The organism is Nocardia yamanashiensis (assembly GCF_021183565.1).
Lineage (GTDB): Bacteria > Actinomycetota > Actinomycetes > Mycobacteriales > Mycobacteriaceae > Nocardia > Nocardia yamanashiensis.
Map to the genome: position 1 here is coordinate 7,425,403 of NZ_CP089226.1, position 16,025 is coordinate 7,441,427.

Annotated in this window: 17 protein-coding genes; 13 read left to right on the plus strand and 4 right to left on the minus strand. The window is 67.2% G+C overall.

Features of this window, described 5'->3' with window-relative positions:
* The first annotated feature begins 29 nt into the window (after positions 1-29).
* From cysD to LTV02_RS34175, 6 genes are all read left to right on the plus strand, one after another.
* Entirely contained in the window at positions 30-935 is a 906-nt protein-coding gene (gene cysD, locus LTV02_RS34150) for a sulfate adenylyltransferase subunit CysD (protein WP_233041815.1), read from the plus strand.
* Positions 935-2,797: an adenylyl-sulfate kinase gene (gene cysC, locus LTV02_RS34155; RefSeq protein ID WP_233035726.1), complete on the plus strand. Its 1,863-nt coding sequence runs from the start codon at positions 935-937 to the stop codon at positions 2,795-2,797. The genes cysD and cysC overlap by 1 nt, the downstream gene beginning before the upstream one ends.
* Positions 2,797-3,999: a hypothetical protein gene (locus LTV02_RS34160; protein ID WP_233035727.1), complete on the plus strand. Its 1,203-nt coding sequence runs from the start codon at positions 2,797-2,799 to the stop codon at positions 3,997-3,999. Before cysC ends, LTV02_RS34160 begins: the two co-directional genes overlap by 1 nt.
* Positions 3,999-4,844 carry an SDR family oxidoreductase gene (locus LTV02_RS34165; RefSeq protein WP_233035728.1) on the plus strand — a complete coding sequence of 282 codons (846 nt, stop codon included), beginning with the start codon at positions 3,999-4,001 and terminating at the stop codon, positions 4,842-4,844. Before LTV02_RS34160 ends, LTV02_RS34165 begins: the two co-directional genes overlap by 1 nt.
* Before the next feature lie 9 nt (positions 4,845-4,853).
* Positions 4,854-5,990 (plus strand): sulfotransferase family protein, encoded by a 1,137-nt coding sequence (locus LTV02_RS34170; RefSeq protein ID WP_233035729.1) that lies wholly within the window; start codon positions 4,854-4,856, stop codon positions 5,988-5,990.
* 77 nt (positions 5,991-6,067) lie between these two features.
* On the plus strand, positions 6,068-7,414 hold the full coding sequence (locus LTV02_RS34175; RefSeq protein ID WP_408639300.1) for a TIGR03118 family protein: 1,347 nt from the start codon (positions 6,068-6,070) through the stop codon (positions 7,412-7,414).
* Between the two features lie 64 nt (positions 7,415-7,478).
* Here LTV02_RS34175 and LTV02_RS34180 read toward each other — a convergent pair whose 3' ends face one another.
* Complete coding sequence (locus LTV02_RS34180; RefSeq protein ID WP_233035730.1) at positions 7,479-7,904, minus strand: nuclear transport factor 2 family protein; 426 nt, start codon at positions 7,902-7,904, stop codon at positions 7,479-7,481.
* A gap of 58 nt (positions 7,905-7,962) precedes the next feature.
* Here LTV02_RS34180 and LTV02_RS34185 point away from each other — a divergent pair, with 58 nt between their 5' ends.
* The gene (locus LTV02_RS34185; protein WP_233035731.1) at positions 7,963-8,463 is read left to right on the plus strand and encodes a winged helix-turn-helix transcriptional regulator; all 501 of its coding nucleotides are present in this window, start codon (positions 7,963-7,965) and stop codon (positions 8,461-8,463) included.
* Here the strand turns inward: LTV02_RS34185 and LTV02_RS34190 are convergent.
* Both LTV02_RS34190 and LTV02_RS34195 read right to left on the minus strand, forming a co-directional pair.
* The gene (locus tag LTV02_RS34190; protein WP_233035732.1) at positions 8,447-8,899 is read right to left on the minus strand and encodes a flavodoxin domain-containing protein; all 453 of its coding nucleotides are present in this window, start codon (positions 8,897-8,899) and stop codon (positions 8,447-8,449) included. The two genes, LTV02_RS34185 and LTV02_RS34190, sit on opposite strands and share 17 nt — an antisense overlap.
* Positions 8,900-8,981: 82 nt before the next feature.
* Positions 8,982-9,626, minus strand: coding sequence for a TetR/AcrR family transcriptional regulator (locus LTV02_RS34195; protein WP_067717484.1), 645 nt, complete (start codon positions 9,624-9,626; stop codon positions 8,982-8,984).
* Positions 9,627-9,742: 116 nt separating this feature from the next.
* Between LTV02_RS34195 and LTV02_RS34200 the strand changes: the two genes are divergently transcribed.
* The 5 genes from LTV02_RS34200 (at position 9,743) to LTV02_RS34220 (ending at position 14,856) form a co-directional block, all read left to right on the plus strand.
* On the plus strand, positions 9,743-10,894 hold the full coding sequence (locus tag LTV02_RS34200; RefSeq protein WP_067717481.1) for an acyl-CoA dehydrogenase family protein: 1,152 nt from the start codon (positions 9,743-9,745) through the stop codon (positions 10,892-10,894).
* A 26-nt stretch (positions 10,895-10,920) separates the two neighbouring features.
* Positions 10,921-11,670 carry an SDR family NAD(P)-dependent oxidoreductase gene (locus tag LTV02_RS34205; protein WP_067717478.1) on the plus strand — a complete coding sequence of 250 codons (750 nt, stop codon included), beginning with the start codon at positions 10,921-10,923 and terminating at the stop codon, positions 11,668-11,670.
* A gap of 71 nt (positions 11,671-11,741) precedes the next feature.
* A complete protein-coding gene (locus LTV02_RS34210) occupies positions 11,742-12,899 on the plus strand; it encodes an acyl-CoA dehydrogenase family protein (RefSeq protein WP_233035733.1) in 1,158 nt (385 codons plus the stop codon).
* A gap of 23 nt (positions 12,900-12,922) precedes the next feature.
* On the plus strand, positions 12,923-14,407 hold the full coding sequence (locus LTV02_RS34215; RefSeq protein ID WP_233035734.1) for a long-chain-fatty-acid--CoA ligase: 1,485 nt from the start codon (positions 12,923-12,925) through the stop codon (positions 14,405-14,407).
* Complete coding sequence (locus tag LTV02_RS34220; RefSeq protein WP_233035735.1) at positions 14,404-14,856, plus strand: MaoC family dehydratase; 453 nt, start codon at positions 14,404-14,406, stop codon at positions 14,854-14,856. Before LTV02_RS34215 ends, LTV02_RS34220 begins: the two co-directional genes overlap by 4 nt.
* A 1-nt stretch (position 14,857) precedes the next feature.
* Here LTV02_RS34220 and LTV02_RS34225 read toward each other — a convergent pair whose 3' ends face one another.
* A complete protein-coding gene (locus LTV02_RS34225; RefSeq protein WP_233035736.1) occupies positions 14,858-15,316 on the minus strand; it encodes a VOC family protein in 459 nt (152 codons plus the stop codon).
* Between the two features lie 64 nt (positions 15,317-15,380).
* Here LTV02_RS34225 and LTV02_RS34230 point away from each other — a divergent pair, with 64 nt between their 5' ends.
* Positions 15,381-16,019, plus strand: a complete 639-nt coding sequence (locus LTV02_RS34230) for a TetR/AcrR family transcriptional regulator (RefSeq protein ID WP_233035737.1) — start codon at positions 15,381-15,383, stop codon at positions 16,017-16,019.
* Positions 16,020-16,025 lie beyond the last annotated feature (6 nt).

The window sequence follows — 16,025 nt, forward strand, 5'->3', positions numbered from 1 at the left end:
CGGATCGGCGCGGCGAGTGAGTGACGTTGATGCGTGCGGGATACGAGTTGTCGCACCTGTCCGCCCTGGAGGCGGAATCGGTGCACATCATCAGGGAGGTGGCGGCCACCTTCGAACGGCCGGTGCTGCTGTTCTCCGGCGGCAAGGATTCGGCGGTGATGCTGGAGCTGGCGCGGCGGGCGTTCTGGCCCGCGCCGCTGCCTTTTCCGTTGCTGCACATCGACACCGGGCACAATTTCGACGAAGTGATCGACTTCCGGGACCGCACCGCCGCCGAACTCGGCGCGCAATTGCTCATCGGCAGCGTGCAGGAGGACATCGACGCCGGGCGTGCGGTGGAGAAGCCGGGCGAGACCCGAAATCGCCTGCAGACCACCACTTTGCTGCGCACCATCAAGGAACACCGCTTCGACGCCGTGTTCGGCGGGGCGCGCCGTGACGAGGAGAAGGCGCGCGCCAAGGAGCGGGTGTTCAGCTTCCGGGACGAATACGGCAGCTGGGATCCGCGCGCGCAGCGCCCCGAGGTGTGGAACCTCTACAACGGCCGGCACGCCAAGGGCGAGCACATCCGGGTCTTCCCGCTCTCCAACTGGACCGAGCTGGACATCTGGGAGTACATCGATCAAGCCGGCGTGCAGCTGCCTTCGCTGTACTACGCGCACCGCCGCACCGTCCTGGAACGTGACGGAATGCTGTTGGCGGACAATCGCTTCCTGACCGTCGGCGCGGACGAGAAGCCGTTCGAGACCACCGTGCGTTTCCGCACCGTCGGCGACGCCACCTGCACCGGCTGCGTGGAATCCACCGCCGCCACCCCGGCCGAGGTGATCGCCGAAACCGCCGTCACCCGCCTCACCGAACGCGGCGCGACGCGCGCCGACGACCGCATCTCCGACTCCGGCATGGAGGATCGCAAGCGAGAGGGCTACTTCTGATGCGCCGCAACCTTTTACGCCTCGCGACCGCGGGCAGCGTGGACGACGGCAAGTCGACGCTCATCGGGCGGCTGCTGTTCGATTCCAAGGCGCTGTTCAGCGATCAGCTCGACGCGATCGAGAAGGCGAGCGTGGCGCGCGGGGCCGGGCAGCCGGACCTGTCGCTGGTCACGGACGGGCTGCGGGCCGAGCGGGAGCAGGGCATCACCATCGATGTCGCGTACCGCTATTTCGCCACGCCGCGTAGGAAATTCATCATCGCCGACACCCCGGGGCACGTGCAGTACACCCGGAACATGGTGACCGGCGCCTCCACCGCGGACCTGGCGCTCATCCTGGTCGACGCGCGCAAAGGCGTCTCCGAGCAGACCCGCCGGCACGCCTTCCTGTCCTCGCTGCTGGGCGTGGGCCACCTGGTGCTGTGCGTGAACAAGATGGATCTCGTCGACTACTCCGAACAGCGGTTCGAGGAGATCCGTTCGGAATTCGCCGATTTCGCCACCAAGCTGGATGTCGGCGACCTGAGTTTCGTGCCGGTGTCGGCGCTGCTCGGCGACAATGTGGTGGACACCTCCGAGCGCATGAGCGACTGGTATCCGGGCCCGCCGCTGCTGCGGCATCTGGAGGAAGTGCACGTCGCCTCCGACCGGAACCTCATCGACACCCGGCTGCCGGTGCAGTACGTGATCCGGCCGCACGGGGATTCGCAGCGCAGTTACGCGGGCACCGTCGCGGGCGGCATCTTCAAACCGGGCGACGATGTGGTGGTGCTGCCGTCCGGGCGCACCAGCAAGGTCGCCCAGATCTGGGGACCGGGCGGCGGCAAGGTGGAGGAGGCCTTCACCGGGATGGCCGTCTCGCTCACCCTGGACGACGAAATCGATATCGGCCGTGGGGATATGCTCGCGCGGCCCGGCAATCAGCCGCATCAGGACCGGGAACTGGACGCCATGGTGTGCTGGTTCTCCGACGACACCGAGCTGCGGGCCGGCAATTCCTATTCGATTCGCACGGCCGCGCAGACCTCCAAGGTCGTGGTGAGCGAGCTGGACTACCGCCTGGACGTCAACACCCTGCACCGGCAGACGGACGCGGATCGGCTGGGGCTCAACGATATCGGGCGCGTGATCCTGAAGGCACGGCAGCCGCTGCTGTTCGATCCGTATCGCGCCAATCGGTCCACCGGCAGTTTCATCCTGGTCGACGACGCCACCAATCAGACCGTCGCGGCGGGCATGATCACCGGGCGGTCGACCGGTGCGCCGAAGGTCGAGCACAAGGCGTCCAATGTGGTGTGGCATCGCTCGGCCGTCGATCGCACGCAGCGGTTGAGCACCGGCGCGACCGTGTGGATGACCGGGCTGTCCGGGTCCGGGAAGTCCACCATCGCAGTGGAATTGGAGCGGCAGCTGATCGCCGCCGGACAGCCCGCCTACCTGCTCGACGGCGACAATCTGCGGCACGGGCTCAACCGCAACCTCGGCTTCACCGACGACGACCGGCGCGAGAACATCCGCCGCGTCGCCGAGGTCGCGGCGCTGTTCGCGGATGCGGGCATGATCGCCATCGTCTCGTTGATCAGCCCGTTCCGGGCGCAGCGGCGCGAGGCCCGGAAGCTGCACGACGAGAAGCACCTGCCGTTCCGCGAGGTATTCATCGACACTCCCCTGGACGAATGCGAACTGCGCGATCCCAAGGGGCTGTACAAGAAAGCCCGCGCGGGCGAACTGCGCGAATTCACCGGCATCGACTCGCCGTACGAGCGACCGGAATTCGCCGAGCTCACCATCACCCCGTCGGCCGGGACCCCGGCCGAAATCGCCCGACTCATCCGCACCGAACTAGGGATCACCGATAGCTGATGAACCAGCCGAATATCGAACAGGCCGAGCTACCGCTCACCGAGCCGTTCCTGGCCGCCGTCGCCGAAGCCGAAAAGCTCATCGCGGCAGCCGATTTCATCCGTGACGAACACGACCTGGCGGAGGGATACGACTACCTCCAGGGCAGTATCGCCGCGGTCCTGCAGCTGTCGCGGGCGCACGGGACCTCGCACCCGTACTTCGTGACCTCCACCGGGCCTTACACCAAGATGGGCCTGGATAATCCGGACACGCTGTACTACCACGCGAATATCGAACCGGGCGCGGAGTACCTGCTCACCGGCGTGCGCGGCAGCACCGTCGATCTCAGCTTCCAGGTGCTCAAAGGCGACTACACCGCCACCGATGTGCCGGGCGGTGAGGACGCGTTCGACGATCGCCGGCTGGAGATCGCCGAAGACGGCAGTTACACACTGCGATTCGGGCCGCCCAAGGAGAACCCGGAGCCGAACTACTTCCAGCTCGGCGAAGGGGCGTCCATGCTCGCGGTGCGCGAAGTTTACGGGGATTGGGCGAACGAGCGCAAGGGGCGGATCCGGATCGAGCGGGTCGACACCATCGGCACCGCGCCGGTGGAAGCCGATGCGGCGCAGCTGCGCAAGCGGTATCGGGCGGCCGGGCGGATGCTGCTGACGCGGGTGCACACCTGGTTCAACTTCCCGAAGTGGTTCTATCTGAACCTGCCGGTGAATACGCTGACCGAGCCGCGGCTCACCCCGGGTGGGTTGAGCACGCAGTACTCCTCGGTAGGGCATTACGAGCTGGCCGACGATCAGGCGTTGATCATCACCGTGCCGAAATCCGATGCGCCGTATCAGGGTTTTCAGCTGGGTAACCGCTGGTACACGTCCCTGGATTACGTGAACCACCAGACGTCGTTGAATTCCGCGCAGTCGCAGGTGGATCCGGACGGGAACATTCGCCTGGTCGTGTCGGCGCGTAATCCCGGCGTCACCAACTGGATCGAGACCACCGGTCGCAAGCTGGGCATCCTCCAGTTCCGCTGGCAGCGGGTGGCCCGGCCCATCACCGAGGCCGATGGACCCACCATCGAACTCGTTCCTTTCGACAAGGTCGCCGAGCGACTGCCCCACTACGAGACAAACAAGATCGACGAAACCGCTTGGCGCGCACGCATCGCCGACCGCCAGCGGGCTTTCGCTGAAAGGATGCTGGGCTGATGAGTGAGGACAACTCTCGTACCTCTCAGGGGCAAGCCCCTGAAACCCCGGACCAGCGCCTGCGGACCGCTCTGCTCGCCGACAAGGTCGTCGTGGTGAGCGGCGTCGGGCCCGGTCTCGGTCGTTCGATCTGCCTGGAAGCCGCCGCTGCCGGCGCCAAGGTCGTGCTCGCCGCGCGCACCGAATCGCGGTTGAAGGAAGTCGCCGCCGAGATCGAGGCCATGGGCGGCACCACGCTGTGCGTGCCCACCGACATCACCGATGACGCGGCCGTGCGGAACCTGGTGGAACGCACCCTCGCCGAATTCGGGCGGGTCGACGCGCTCATCAACAATGCCTTCGCGGTGCCGTCCATGAAGCCGTTCGCGCGCACCGACTTCAAGCAGATCACCGACAGCCTGGAGCTGACCGTGCTCGGCAATCTGCGCATGACGCAGGCGTTCACCGACGCGCTCGCCGAGACCAAAGGCGCTGTGGTGATGGTGAACTCGGCGGTGCTGCGGCACTCCGAACCCCGCTACGGCAGCTACAAGGTCGCCAAGTCGGCGCTGCTGGCCATGTCGCAGACCCTGGCGACCGAGCTGGGGGAGAAGGGGATTCGCGTCAATACCGTCGCCCCCGGCTACATTCACACCGATCAGCTCAAGTGGTACTTCGGCGAGGTCGCCAAGAAATACGGCATCACCGCCGAGCAGGTGTACCAGACCACCGCCGCCAAATCCGACCTCAAGCGACTGCCCGAACCCGACGAGATCGCCAACTCGGTCATCTTCCTGGCGTCGCCGTGGGCCAATGCCATCACCGGGCAGACCCTCGACGTCAACTGCGGCGAGTACCACGTTTAAGGAGAACGCATGAGCGGGCGTACCAACGTCGGCACCGTCGAGGATCTGCACGCCTCGGCCACCAAGCTCACCGGGCTCGACGACTTCGGGTCCGATGATCACCTCGAGGGTTTGAGCGTGCTGCTCGAGTCCTATCAGCGCGACGCCGAGCTCACCGAGCTCGGCTCGAAGATGAGCCGGTACTTCCTGCGCGGGGCGCTGGTCGCCCGCGCGCTCAGCGAAGCGTCCTGGAAGGCCAACCCGGGCTATGCCGAAACCTCGGTAGCCCGGCCGATTTTCGTGACCGGGCTGCCGCGCACCGGCACCACCGCGTTGCACCGGCTGCTCGCGGCCGACCCGCAGCATCAGGCCCTCGAAATGTGGCTGGCGGAATTCCCGCAGCCGCGCCCGCCGCGCGAGAGCTGGGCGAGCAATCCGGTGTACCAGGGCATCGACGCCGGATTCGCGCAGCATCGGGTGGAGAACCCGGACTTCATGGGCGTGCACTACATGAGCGCCGCCGATGTGGAGGAGTGCTGGCAGCTGCTGCGGCAGACGGCCAAATCCATCTCCTACGAATCGCTGGCCTATCTGCCGACCTACTCGCAGTGGCTGCGCAAGCAGGATTGGACCAATGCCTATGCGCGGCACAAGAAGAACCTGCAGCTCATCGGGCTGGGTGATCAGCGGCGCTGGGTGCTGAAGAACCCGAGCCATCTGTTCGCCCTCGACGCGCTGATGGAGGTGTACCCGGACGCGCTGATCATCCAGACCCATCGCGATCCGGTGACCATCGTCGGGTCCTCGTGCAGTCTGTCCGAGCACGCCGCTCGCGGCTGGTCCACCGGGTTCACCCGGGAACGGATCGGGGAGACCCAGCTGGAACTGTGGTCGCGGGGGCTGCGCGAGTTCGATACGGCGCGGGCCAAGTACAACCCGGACCAGTTCCTGGACATCCAGTTCGAGGATCTGCGGGCGGATCCGCTGGGCACGGTCGAGCGCATCTACTCCGCGTTCGGATTGACCTTCGACGAGCCCGCGCGGCAGGCCATGACGGCGCTGGACGAGGAGAGTAAATCCGGCGACCGCAAACCGAGCCACACGTATTCCCTGGCCGATTACGGACTGACCGAAGACCAGGTCAAGGCGGAATTCCGGGTGTCCTGACCCGACCGAAAATCCTTCCAGCTATGGTTAGCATCACCTAACGCCATCGTGGGCGTTGAGTTGGAAGGACCAAGGCAATGAACGGACGCTGGAACGGGATGCCGTCGCTGCGCAAGAACGCTCTGCGCGCGACGGCACTCGGCGCGGCGCTGATGGTCGCCGCTGCGTGCAGCAGCACCTCGTCGGACACCGACGAGGTGAAGGCCATCGACGGCAATACCTACGCGCAGACCAATCTGGCGGCCAATGCCGACAAGTACAAGGCCCAGTTCACCTTCCCCGACATGGTGAACGCCTGGGGCATCGCGGATCGCCCCAAGGGCGCCGGCGGCCACTTCTGGGTCGGCGGCGGCGGTTACTCCTTCCAATTCGTCGGCGATGTCACCGCCTCGCCGGATCCCAAGCTGCAGAAGCTGTTCCAGGATCCGCTGAAGCTGGTCACCGTGCCCGGCGCGGATTCCGACACCTCGGACAAGAGCATCGGCAAGACCACCGGCGTGGTGTTCAACGGCGCGCCCATCACCTCGGATCTGTTCGTGGTGAAGGATCAGCCGGTCAGCTACGACGGCAAGGACGAGAAGCTCACCGGTTCGGCGCGTTTCATCTTCGCCACCGACTCCGGCAAGATCTCCGCGTGGACCGAGCAGGGCGCGGGCGGTTCGATCGTGCGTCACGACGGCCCCGCGCCGCTCATGTTCGACGGCTCGGACCAGAAGATGCAGTTCTTCGGCATCGCCCTCACTCCGTCCGGTGACAAGCTCCTCGCCGCCGATTTCGGCGAGAACTCGCAGATCCGCACCTTCGACAAGAACTGGAAGCTGGTGCCCACCACCGGTTTCGCCAACCCCTTCGCCACCGGTGACGCGATCGACGCCGCCGACGCCTCGAAGGGCAAGAAGGTCAAGCCCGGCGATCCGGCCCCCTGGAACGTGACCACGCTGGGCCAGCGCGTCTTCGTCTCCTACGCCGCCACCAAGCCCGGCGAGGAAGATCCGTCGAAGATCGATGCGGGCGAAGAGGATTCGCTCGACGCGGCCGCCGAGAAGGAAGCCAAGTTCAAGCCCGGCAAGGGCAAGATCGCCGAATTCGACGCCACCGGCAAACTGGTCCGCACCCTCGACGGCGCCGACCGCTTCAACGCCCCCTGGGGCGTCGTGGTGGCCCCCGACAACTTCGGCCCGCTCTCCGGCAAGCTCCTGGTCGGCAACTTCGGCGGCGCCGGCCGCATCGTCGTCCTCGACGACAAGACCGGCGAATTCGTCGATTACCTGCGCAACACCGTCAGCCAGCCGGTCGAGATCGGCGGCCTGTGGGGCCTGATGTTCGGCAACGGCGAAAGCCTCGGCGACGCCAACGCCCTCTACTTCACCGCGGGCCCGGAGGACGAGAAGGAAGGCCTCTTCGGCAGCCTCCGCCTGAAGTAATCAGTCACCCACGTGAGCCCCGAGCCGATTCCGGTTCGGGGCTCTCGTGTTTCGCGGGTTGCGGTTAGTGCGCGAGGGCGGCCTGCTGGCGGCGGAGGGCGGTGTCGAGGGCGAGGGTGTCCTCGAGGACGAGGTCTTCGGTGAGGCGGCCCCAGCGCAGGGTGAGCCATTGGATCGCGGTGTTGCGGTAGGGGGTTCCGTCGGCGAGGGTGCCGGTTACTCGCAGGCGGGCGGCGACGGTGGTGTTCCAGGGCCAGCCGCCCGCTACGACGTCTTCGAGTTCGAGGCGGATGCCGGGGAGGTGTTGTTCGAAGGTGCCGAACCAGGCGCGGAAGGCGTCGCGGCCGTGCAGGTCCGCGCCGAGCGGGGTGTCGCCGAGGAAGCGGAAGTGGACGTCCGGGGCGGCCATGCCGACGGCGGCGTCGAAATCGCCCGCGCCGGCGCGACGCCAGGTTTTCCGGACCAGGTAACGCACGATAGCGTGGTACATATAATGACGTTAACCTGCTGACTTGCTTCTAGCAAGGGACTCTAGGGAAGGGTGTGCCGTGGCTCGGACGGACTTCGGGGCGATCGCGTGCTCGATCGCGCGGTCGGCGGCCATCGTGGGGGATCCGTGGGCGCTGCTCGTGGTGCGGGACGTGGCGGTGGGGCTGCATCGGTTCGACGAGTTGCAGCGGGATCTCGGGGTGGCCACCAACGTGCTCAGCGATCGGTTGCAGCGGCTGGTGGATGCCGGTGTGCTGCAACGGGATCGGTATGCGACGCAGCCGGATCGGTTCGAGTACCGGCTCACCGGGAAGGGGCGGGATCTGGTGCCGGCGCTACTGGCATTGATGGCGTGGGGCGACCGGTGGGAGGCGGGGGCGGACGGGCCGCCGTTGCTGGTGCGCCATCACGACTGCGCGCACGTCACGGCGGCGGCGGTCAGCTGCGCGCACTGCGGGGAGTCCCTGGCCGCGGAGGCTGTGGAATACCTGCCCGGCCCGGGTGGTCGCGGGGGGCCGGGCGCGGCCTTGATCGGCGGCTACCTCAGCCCGCCTGCGTGACCGGGATCGGCAGGGCCGCAGCCCATTCGCGGGCCATGTCCTTCGGCTTCACTTCGCTGGAACCGTCGTGACGGGCGTGTTCGCCGATCTGGATCGCGCCGCGTTCGGTGAGCTTCTCGGCCGCGATCTCGCCGCCGCGATTGAAGGTGTCGCCGTACACGCTGTCGCCGAGCCCGAAGACCGCGAAGCGCAGGCCGGTGAGATCGGGGCGGGTGGCGTCCAGGGTGTCGAAGAAAGGCTCTGCGCCGGTGGGCAGGTCGCCGTCGCCGTAGGTGGAGCAGACGACCACCAGGAGTTCTTCCGCGGTCAGATCCGCGGGGTCGAAATCCATCATGTCGTAGATCGACACATCGCAGCCCGAGAGTTCGTCGGCGATGCAATCGGCGACGGTTTCGGCGGTGCCCATTTCGGTTCCGAACAAGATGACGACGCGCACACGGCTCCCTTCGATAGGTAAGTAAGCCTATCCTAACCGACGGGTTTGCCGAGCTCCACGGCTTTCCCGCGCAGTAGCGGGACTACTTGCGGCGCTTCTTCTTCGAGAACGGCTCGAAGCGCAGCGACAGGCCGTCCACGAACGCGGTGAGTGCGAGTTCGAAACTCTCCGAATCGATTTCGTCGGCTTTGGCGCGTAGTAGATGCGCCTGCTCGAGGTGTGGGTAGCGGTCGCGGTAGACCTGTACGTCATCGACGAAGCCGCGCGAGAACGAGCCGATGGTCGCGCCCATGACCAGGTAGCGGGTGGCGGCGCCGATCATGGTCGCCTCGCGGGGCGGCCAGCCCGCGCCGACCAGCCCGCCGTGCACCGCGTCGGCGTGGCGCAGGTTCTCTTCGCGCTTGCCGGGGCCGGTGGCCAGGTACGGCACGAAATTGGGGTGGGCGACCAGGGCGTCGCGATAGGACCGGGCCCAGGACATGAGCCCGGCGCGCCAATCGCCGGACTCGAAACCCGAGGTGTCGACGGTCGCCATGATGGCCCCGGCGATCTCGTCGTACAGATCGTCCTTGGTCGGGTAGTGGCCGTACAGCGAGGCCGCCTGCACGCCCAGTTCGGTGGCCAGCTTGCGCATGGACAGCTCTGCCAGCCCGTCCCGGTCGATGAGTTCGACCGCCGCGTCGCGTATGCGATCACGGCTCAGCAGCGGCACTTTCGGCCTGGCCATGGCACCTCCCTCGCCTGTCCCGGTGAAGTTATCACCTCGTCCTTGATAAACCGAACAGCGTTAGGATAGCGTGGGTCACATAAACCTAACAACGTTTGGTTAAGGAGCATTCGCTCATGGACTTCGAACTCGGCGAATCCCAGCGCGAGCTGCGCGACCTCGCGCGCGCCTGGGTGGACAAAGAGGTGGTTCCGTTCGCCGCGGCATGGGATCGGGCCGAATCGGTGGACACCGCCATCGTCGGCAAGCTGGGGGAGATGGGGTTCCTCGGCATCGAGATTCCCGAGGAGTACGGCGGTTCGGGCGGCACCGCCACCGACTACTGCCTGCTGCTGGAAGAGCTCGGGCGCGGCGACTCCTCGGTGCGCGGCATCGTCTCGGTCTCGCTGGGACTGGTCGGCAAGTCGATCAAGACCTACGGCACCGAGGAACAGAAGCGGCAATGGCTGCCCCGGCTGTGCGCCGGCGAGGCGCTGGGCTGCTTCGCGCTGACCGAACCCGGCACCGGATCCGACGCCGGCAATCTGACCGCCAAAGCCGTTCGGGACGGCGATGATTGGCTGCTCTCCGGCACCAAGATCTTCATCACCAACGGCACCTGGGCCGATGTCGCGATCGTGTTCGCGCGCAGCGGCGGGCCGGGTCCGAAGGGAGTCACCGCCTACCTGGTCCCCACCGACGCACCCGGCTTCACCCGCACCGAGATCAAGGGCAAGCTCGGGCTGCGCGGACAGGCGACCGCCGAACTCGTGCTGGACAACGTCCGCGTCCCCGACAGCGCCCGGCTGGGCGCCGAGGGCCAGGGCTTCAAGATCGCCATGGCCGCGCTGGACAAGGGCCGCATGGGCGTCGCGGCCGGCTGCGTCGGCGTCGCCAGGGGCTGCCTGGAAGCCGCGGTGAAATACGCTCAGGAGCGCGAGCAGTTCGGCAAGCCCATCGCCTCCTATCAGCTGGTTCAGGAGCTGCTCGCCGATATCGCCGTCGATGTGGAGGCGGCGCGGCTGCTCACCTGGCGGGTGGCCGATCTGGTGGAGCGCGGCAAACCGTTCGGCACCGAAGCCTCGGTGGCGAAGCTGTTCGCGAGCGAAGCGGCGGTCAAGGCCGCCAACAATGCCATTCAGGTCTTCGGCGGGTACGGGTACATCGACGAGTTCCCGGCCGCCAAATACCTGCGCGACGCGCGCGTGCTGACCCTGTACGAGGGCACCAGCCAGATCCAGAAACTGCTCATCGGCCGCGCCCTCACCGGCGTCAACGCCTTCCTCTGAAACCCCTCTCGGACAAGGAGAATCGAATGTCGAAAGTTGCCTTCGTGACCGGTGCGGCGCGCGGGATCGGCGCGGCCACCGCCGCCCGGCTGGCCGCCGACGGGTTCACCGTCGCCATCGCCGATCTGGATCCGGCCGCCTGCGCGGACGCGGTGGCCAAGATCGAGGCCGACGGCGGCAAGGCGATCGCGGTGGCCTGCAATGTGACCGACGAGGCGCAGGTGGACGCGGCCGTCGACGGCGTGGTGGCGCAGCTGGGTTCCCTCGACGTGCTGGTCAACAATGCGGGCGTGCTGCGCGACAACCTGCTGTTCAAGATGTCGGTCGAGGACTGGGACATCGTGATGGGCGTGCATCTCAAGGGCGCGTTCCTGTGCTCGCGGGCGGCGCAGCGGCACATGGTGAAGCAGAAGTCGGGCAAGATCGTGAACACCTCCAGCGTGTCGGCGCTGGGCGCTCGCGGGCAGGCCAACTACAGCGCCGCCAAAATGGGGATTCAGGGGCTGACCCGCACGCTCGCAATGGAATTGGGGCCGTTCGGGATCAATGTGAACGCGGTCGCGCCGGGGTTCATCGTCACCGAGATGACCGATGCGACGGCTGCTCGTGTCGGCGCGACCCCGGAGCAGTTCCGCGAGGAAGCCGCCAAGATCACCCCGCTGCGCCGGGTCGGCAAGCCGGAGGACATCGCGAACGTTGTTTCGTTCTTGGTCTCCGACGACGCGTCGTTCGTGACCGGCCAGACCATTTACGTCGACGGCGGACGCCGGCTCTGACGCCTCCGGTCCAAGACCCACCCCGCGCGTCGCTAGATCGGCGCGCGGGCGCACTGAGAGTTGGTTCACCCATGCAGAGAACAGTTTTCGACGCCGATCACGACGCCTTCCGCAAGACGGTGCGCGCGTTCATCGAAGCGGAAGTGGTCCCCGTCTACGACGAGTGGTACGCGGCGGGCATCGTGCCGCGCGAGTTCTATTACAAGCTGGCCGAACTCGGCGTCTTCGGCATCGAGGTGCCGGAGGAGTTCGGCGGCGCGGGCATCGAATCCTTCAAGTTCCAGGCCATTCTGATGGAGGAGACCGCCCGTGCGGGCGTGTCCTTCGGCGGCTCCGGCGTGCACGTCGGGCTGTGCCTGCCCTACATCAAACACCTGGCCACCCAGGAGCAGAAGCAGCGCTGGCTGCCCGGCTTCGCGGCAGGCGAGATCATGTTCGCCATCGCCATGACCGAACCCGGCACCGGCTCCGACCTCGCCGGAATGCGCACCACCGCAAAGCTTTCCGAGGACGGCACGCACTACCTGCTGAACGGGTCCAAGACCTTCATCACCGGCGGCGTGCACGCCGACCGCGTCATCGTGTGCGCCCGCACCGCCGCACCGTCGGAAAGCGACCGCCGCCACGGCATCTCGCTGTTCGTGGTGGACACCAAGTCCCCCGGCTACACCGTCGGCCGCAAGCTCGACAAGCTCGGCCTCAAGACCTCCGACACCGCCGAACTCAACTTCACCGATGTGAAGGTGCCGGTCGAGGACCTGCTCGGCGAGGAGCACAAGGGCTTCTCCTACCTGGGCCAGAACCTGCCGCAGGAGCGGCTGTCCATCGCGGTCGGCGCGTACGCGCAGGCCACGGCGGCCATCCGGTTCGCCAAGGAATACACCCGGCAGCGCAATGTGTTCGGGCAGCCGGTCGCGTCCTTCCAGAACTCCAAGTTCGAGCTCGCCGCCTGCCAGGCCGAGACGGACGCCGCCGAAGCCGTGGTGGATCGCGCCCTGGAGGCCCTGGACGCCGGCACGCTGACCCCCGCCGACGCCGCCTCGGCCAAGCTGTTCTGCTCCGAGGTCGCCGCCCGCGTCATCGACCGCTGCCTGCAGCTGCACGGCGGCTACGGGTTCATCAACGAGTACCCGATCGCCCGCCTGTACGCCGACAACCGGGTCAATCGCATCTACGGCGGCACCAACGAGGTGATGAAGATGATCATCGCCAAGGACATGGGCCTCTAGGCGCTCGGAACGAAGGAGTTCTCATGACCGCGACTCTCTCCCTGGCCAGCATTCTCGCCGAACCGGCGCGCCGGCGGCCCGACCACCTCGCGCTCATCGAAGGGGCGCAACGGATCACCTTCGCGCAGCTGTGGCGGCAGGCACGCGAACAGGCCGCGGCGCTCATCGAACTCGGGGTGCGGCCCGGGGATCGGGTCGCGCTCATGGGACCCAATACCGCCGACTTCCCGCGCGCCTACTTCGCGATCCTGGCGGCGGGCGCGACCGTGGTGCCGGTGCATCTGCTGCTCACCGCCGACGAAGCCGAATACGTGCTGCGCGACAGCGGGGCGAAACTGCTGGTCTGCCATGAGATGGTGACCGCGGTCGGCACGGAAGCGGCGGCGCGCGTGGGGATTCCGTGCGTGAACCCGAAAGAGCTGACGGCGGAACCGATTCCGGCCTTCGTCACGCGCGGACCGCTCGACACCGCGGTGGTGTTCTACACCAGCGGCACCACCGGGCGGCCCAAGGGCGCGGAGCTGAGCCATCTCAATATGGTCATGTGCGCCACCGTGAACGCCTTCGACGCCAATGAAGTACACCGGGACGATATCGCGCTGGGGGCATTGCCGCTGTTCCACGTGTTCGGTCAGACCGTGTCGATGAACTCGCACTGGCGGGTCGGGGCGACGCTGGTGCTGCTGCCGAGATTCGATGCGGCGGAAGCGATCCGGCTGATGAACGCCGAAGGGGTCAATACCTTCCACGGGGTGCCGACCATGTACCTCGGGCTGCTGGAAGCCGCGCGTGCGGCCGAGACGCTGCCGAAGCTGAAACTGTGCATCAGCGGCGGCGCGGCGCTGCCGCCGTCGGTGCTGGAGGAATTCGAGCGCGTCTACGGCGCGTACATCCTGGAAGGCTACGGCCTGTCCGAGACCTCGCCGACCGCCTCGGTGAACCAGCCGGAACTCGGCCCCAAGGCGGGCACGGTGGGCCATCCGGTGTGGGGCGTGGATGTCGAGATCGCCGATCCGGCGGTGCGCGACGCCATCGCACTGCTGCCGGTGGACACCGTCGGCGAGGTGGTGGTGCGCGGGCACAATGTGTTCGGCGGCTACACCGGAAAACCCGAAGCCACCGCCGAAGTCATGACCGACGGCTGGTTCCGCACCGGCGACCTCGGCATCAAGGACGCCGACGGGTATCTGCGGATCGTCGACCGGATAAAGGAAATGATCATTCGCGGCGGCTTCAACGTGTACCCGACCGAGGTCGAGGCGGCGCTGCTGCGGCATCCGAACATCGCCCAGGTGGCGGTGATCGGCGTACCGGACGAGAACTACGGCGAGGAGATCCTGGCGGTGGTGGTGCCGTCGGGACCGCTGCGCGCCGAGGAAGTCGTCGACTTCGCGAAAGAGCATGTGGCACGGTACAAGTACCCGCGCCGCGTCGAGTTCGTCACCGAACTGCCGCTCGGCCCGGCGCACAAGGTCCTCAAGCGAGAATTGAAGGAGCGGTACTCATGATCGACTTCGAGAGCTTCGATCAGCTGCGGGCGGCGGCGGGCACCGAGATCGGCGTCAGCGACTGGATCACGGTGGACCAGAAGCGCATCGACACCTTCGCCGATGCCACCGACGACCATCAGTGGATTCACGTGGACGCCGAGCGGGCGGCGGCGGGACCGTACGGGCGCACCATCGCGCACGGATTCCTGACGCTGTCGCTGGTGGTGCCGCTGACCGCGCAGGTGATGACCTTCAGCTGCGCGAGCATGGCGATCAACTACGGGCTCAACAAGGTTCGCTTCATCACCCCGGTGCAGGTCGACTCGCGCATCCGGGCGCGCTTCACCCTCGATTCCGTCACCGACATCCCCGGCGGCGTGCAAGCCGTCCGCACCGTCACCGTCGAGATCGAGGGCGAATCGAAACCGGCCTGCGTGGCCGAGAGCATCGCCCGCTACCTGGCCTGAGTCACGGCTGCCAGGAGTCCGGGTCGGCGATGGGCGTCCCGTAGCCGGCCCGGCCCGACTGGTCGATGCCGTGCGCGGCCCAGGTGTAGAGGTGCAGTTCCAGACCGTCCGGGTCGTTGAACACCAGCAGCCAGCCGATGGACGCCTCGATGATCGGCGAATGCGCGACGCCCAGCTCGTCCAGCCGTGCGGCCCACCCCTCGAGGTCCGCACGGTCCCGGGCGGCGAAGCTCACCGGGGCGAAACCCTTGCAGCCGCGCGCCGCGACCTCGTTCACCCGCAGGCACAGCTCGGTCGGGCCGAGCCCGGGCACCGAGCCCGCGACGCCGCCCACCGAGCCGTCGGCATCGCGGAACTCGTACTCCGGGCGGAAATCGAAGACCTCGCGATACCAGCGCACCGACCGCGGCATGTCGGTGACCGGGAGCTTGACGTGATGAATGCCGGCGACTTCGGGCATCGGGATCACCTTCTCCTGATTTCACCGCAGTGGCACTGCGGCGGATATTGATAGAATCCTCTCCATGACCGACGCAGTCAAGAGGCCGTATCGCGCCGCCAAACGCGCCGAGACCGCCGCGGCCACCCGCGCCGCCATCCGCCGGGCGGCGACCGAGCTGTTCGTCGAAAAGGGGTATGTGGCAACGCCATTGCGCGAGGTGGCGAAGCGTGCCGGGGTAGGTGAACGCACCCTCTACGACGCGTTCCCCACCAAACTGGATCTCTTCCAGCACACCCTGAACGTGGCCACGGTCGGCGACGAGGAACCGATCGCCGTCGCCGACCGCCCCGAAGTCCTGGCAGCCCTCGACGACCCCGACCCTCGCGCCGCCCTGACCGGCCTGACCGGCTACACAGCCGAATTGTTCGAGCGCGCAGGCGATCTCATCATGGTGGGCGTGGATGCGGCCGCCGCCGACCCCGCCATGCGCGCGGGCGACGAAGCGGGCGCGAACGCCACCCGCGCCCTGTGGCTCACCTGCACCGGCAAGCTCGCCGAGCGCGGCGCCCTGCGGGCAGGACTCGACCCCGAGACCGCCGCCGACATCCTGTTCGCTCTCGGCTCCCCGCACGTCTTCCGGCTGCTACGCCGCCGCCGCGCCTGGACCGCCGATCGCTACCGAAACTGGTTGCGGGACAGTGTTATCGCCCAGGTGCTCTGATACCTC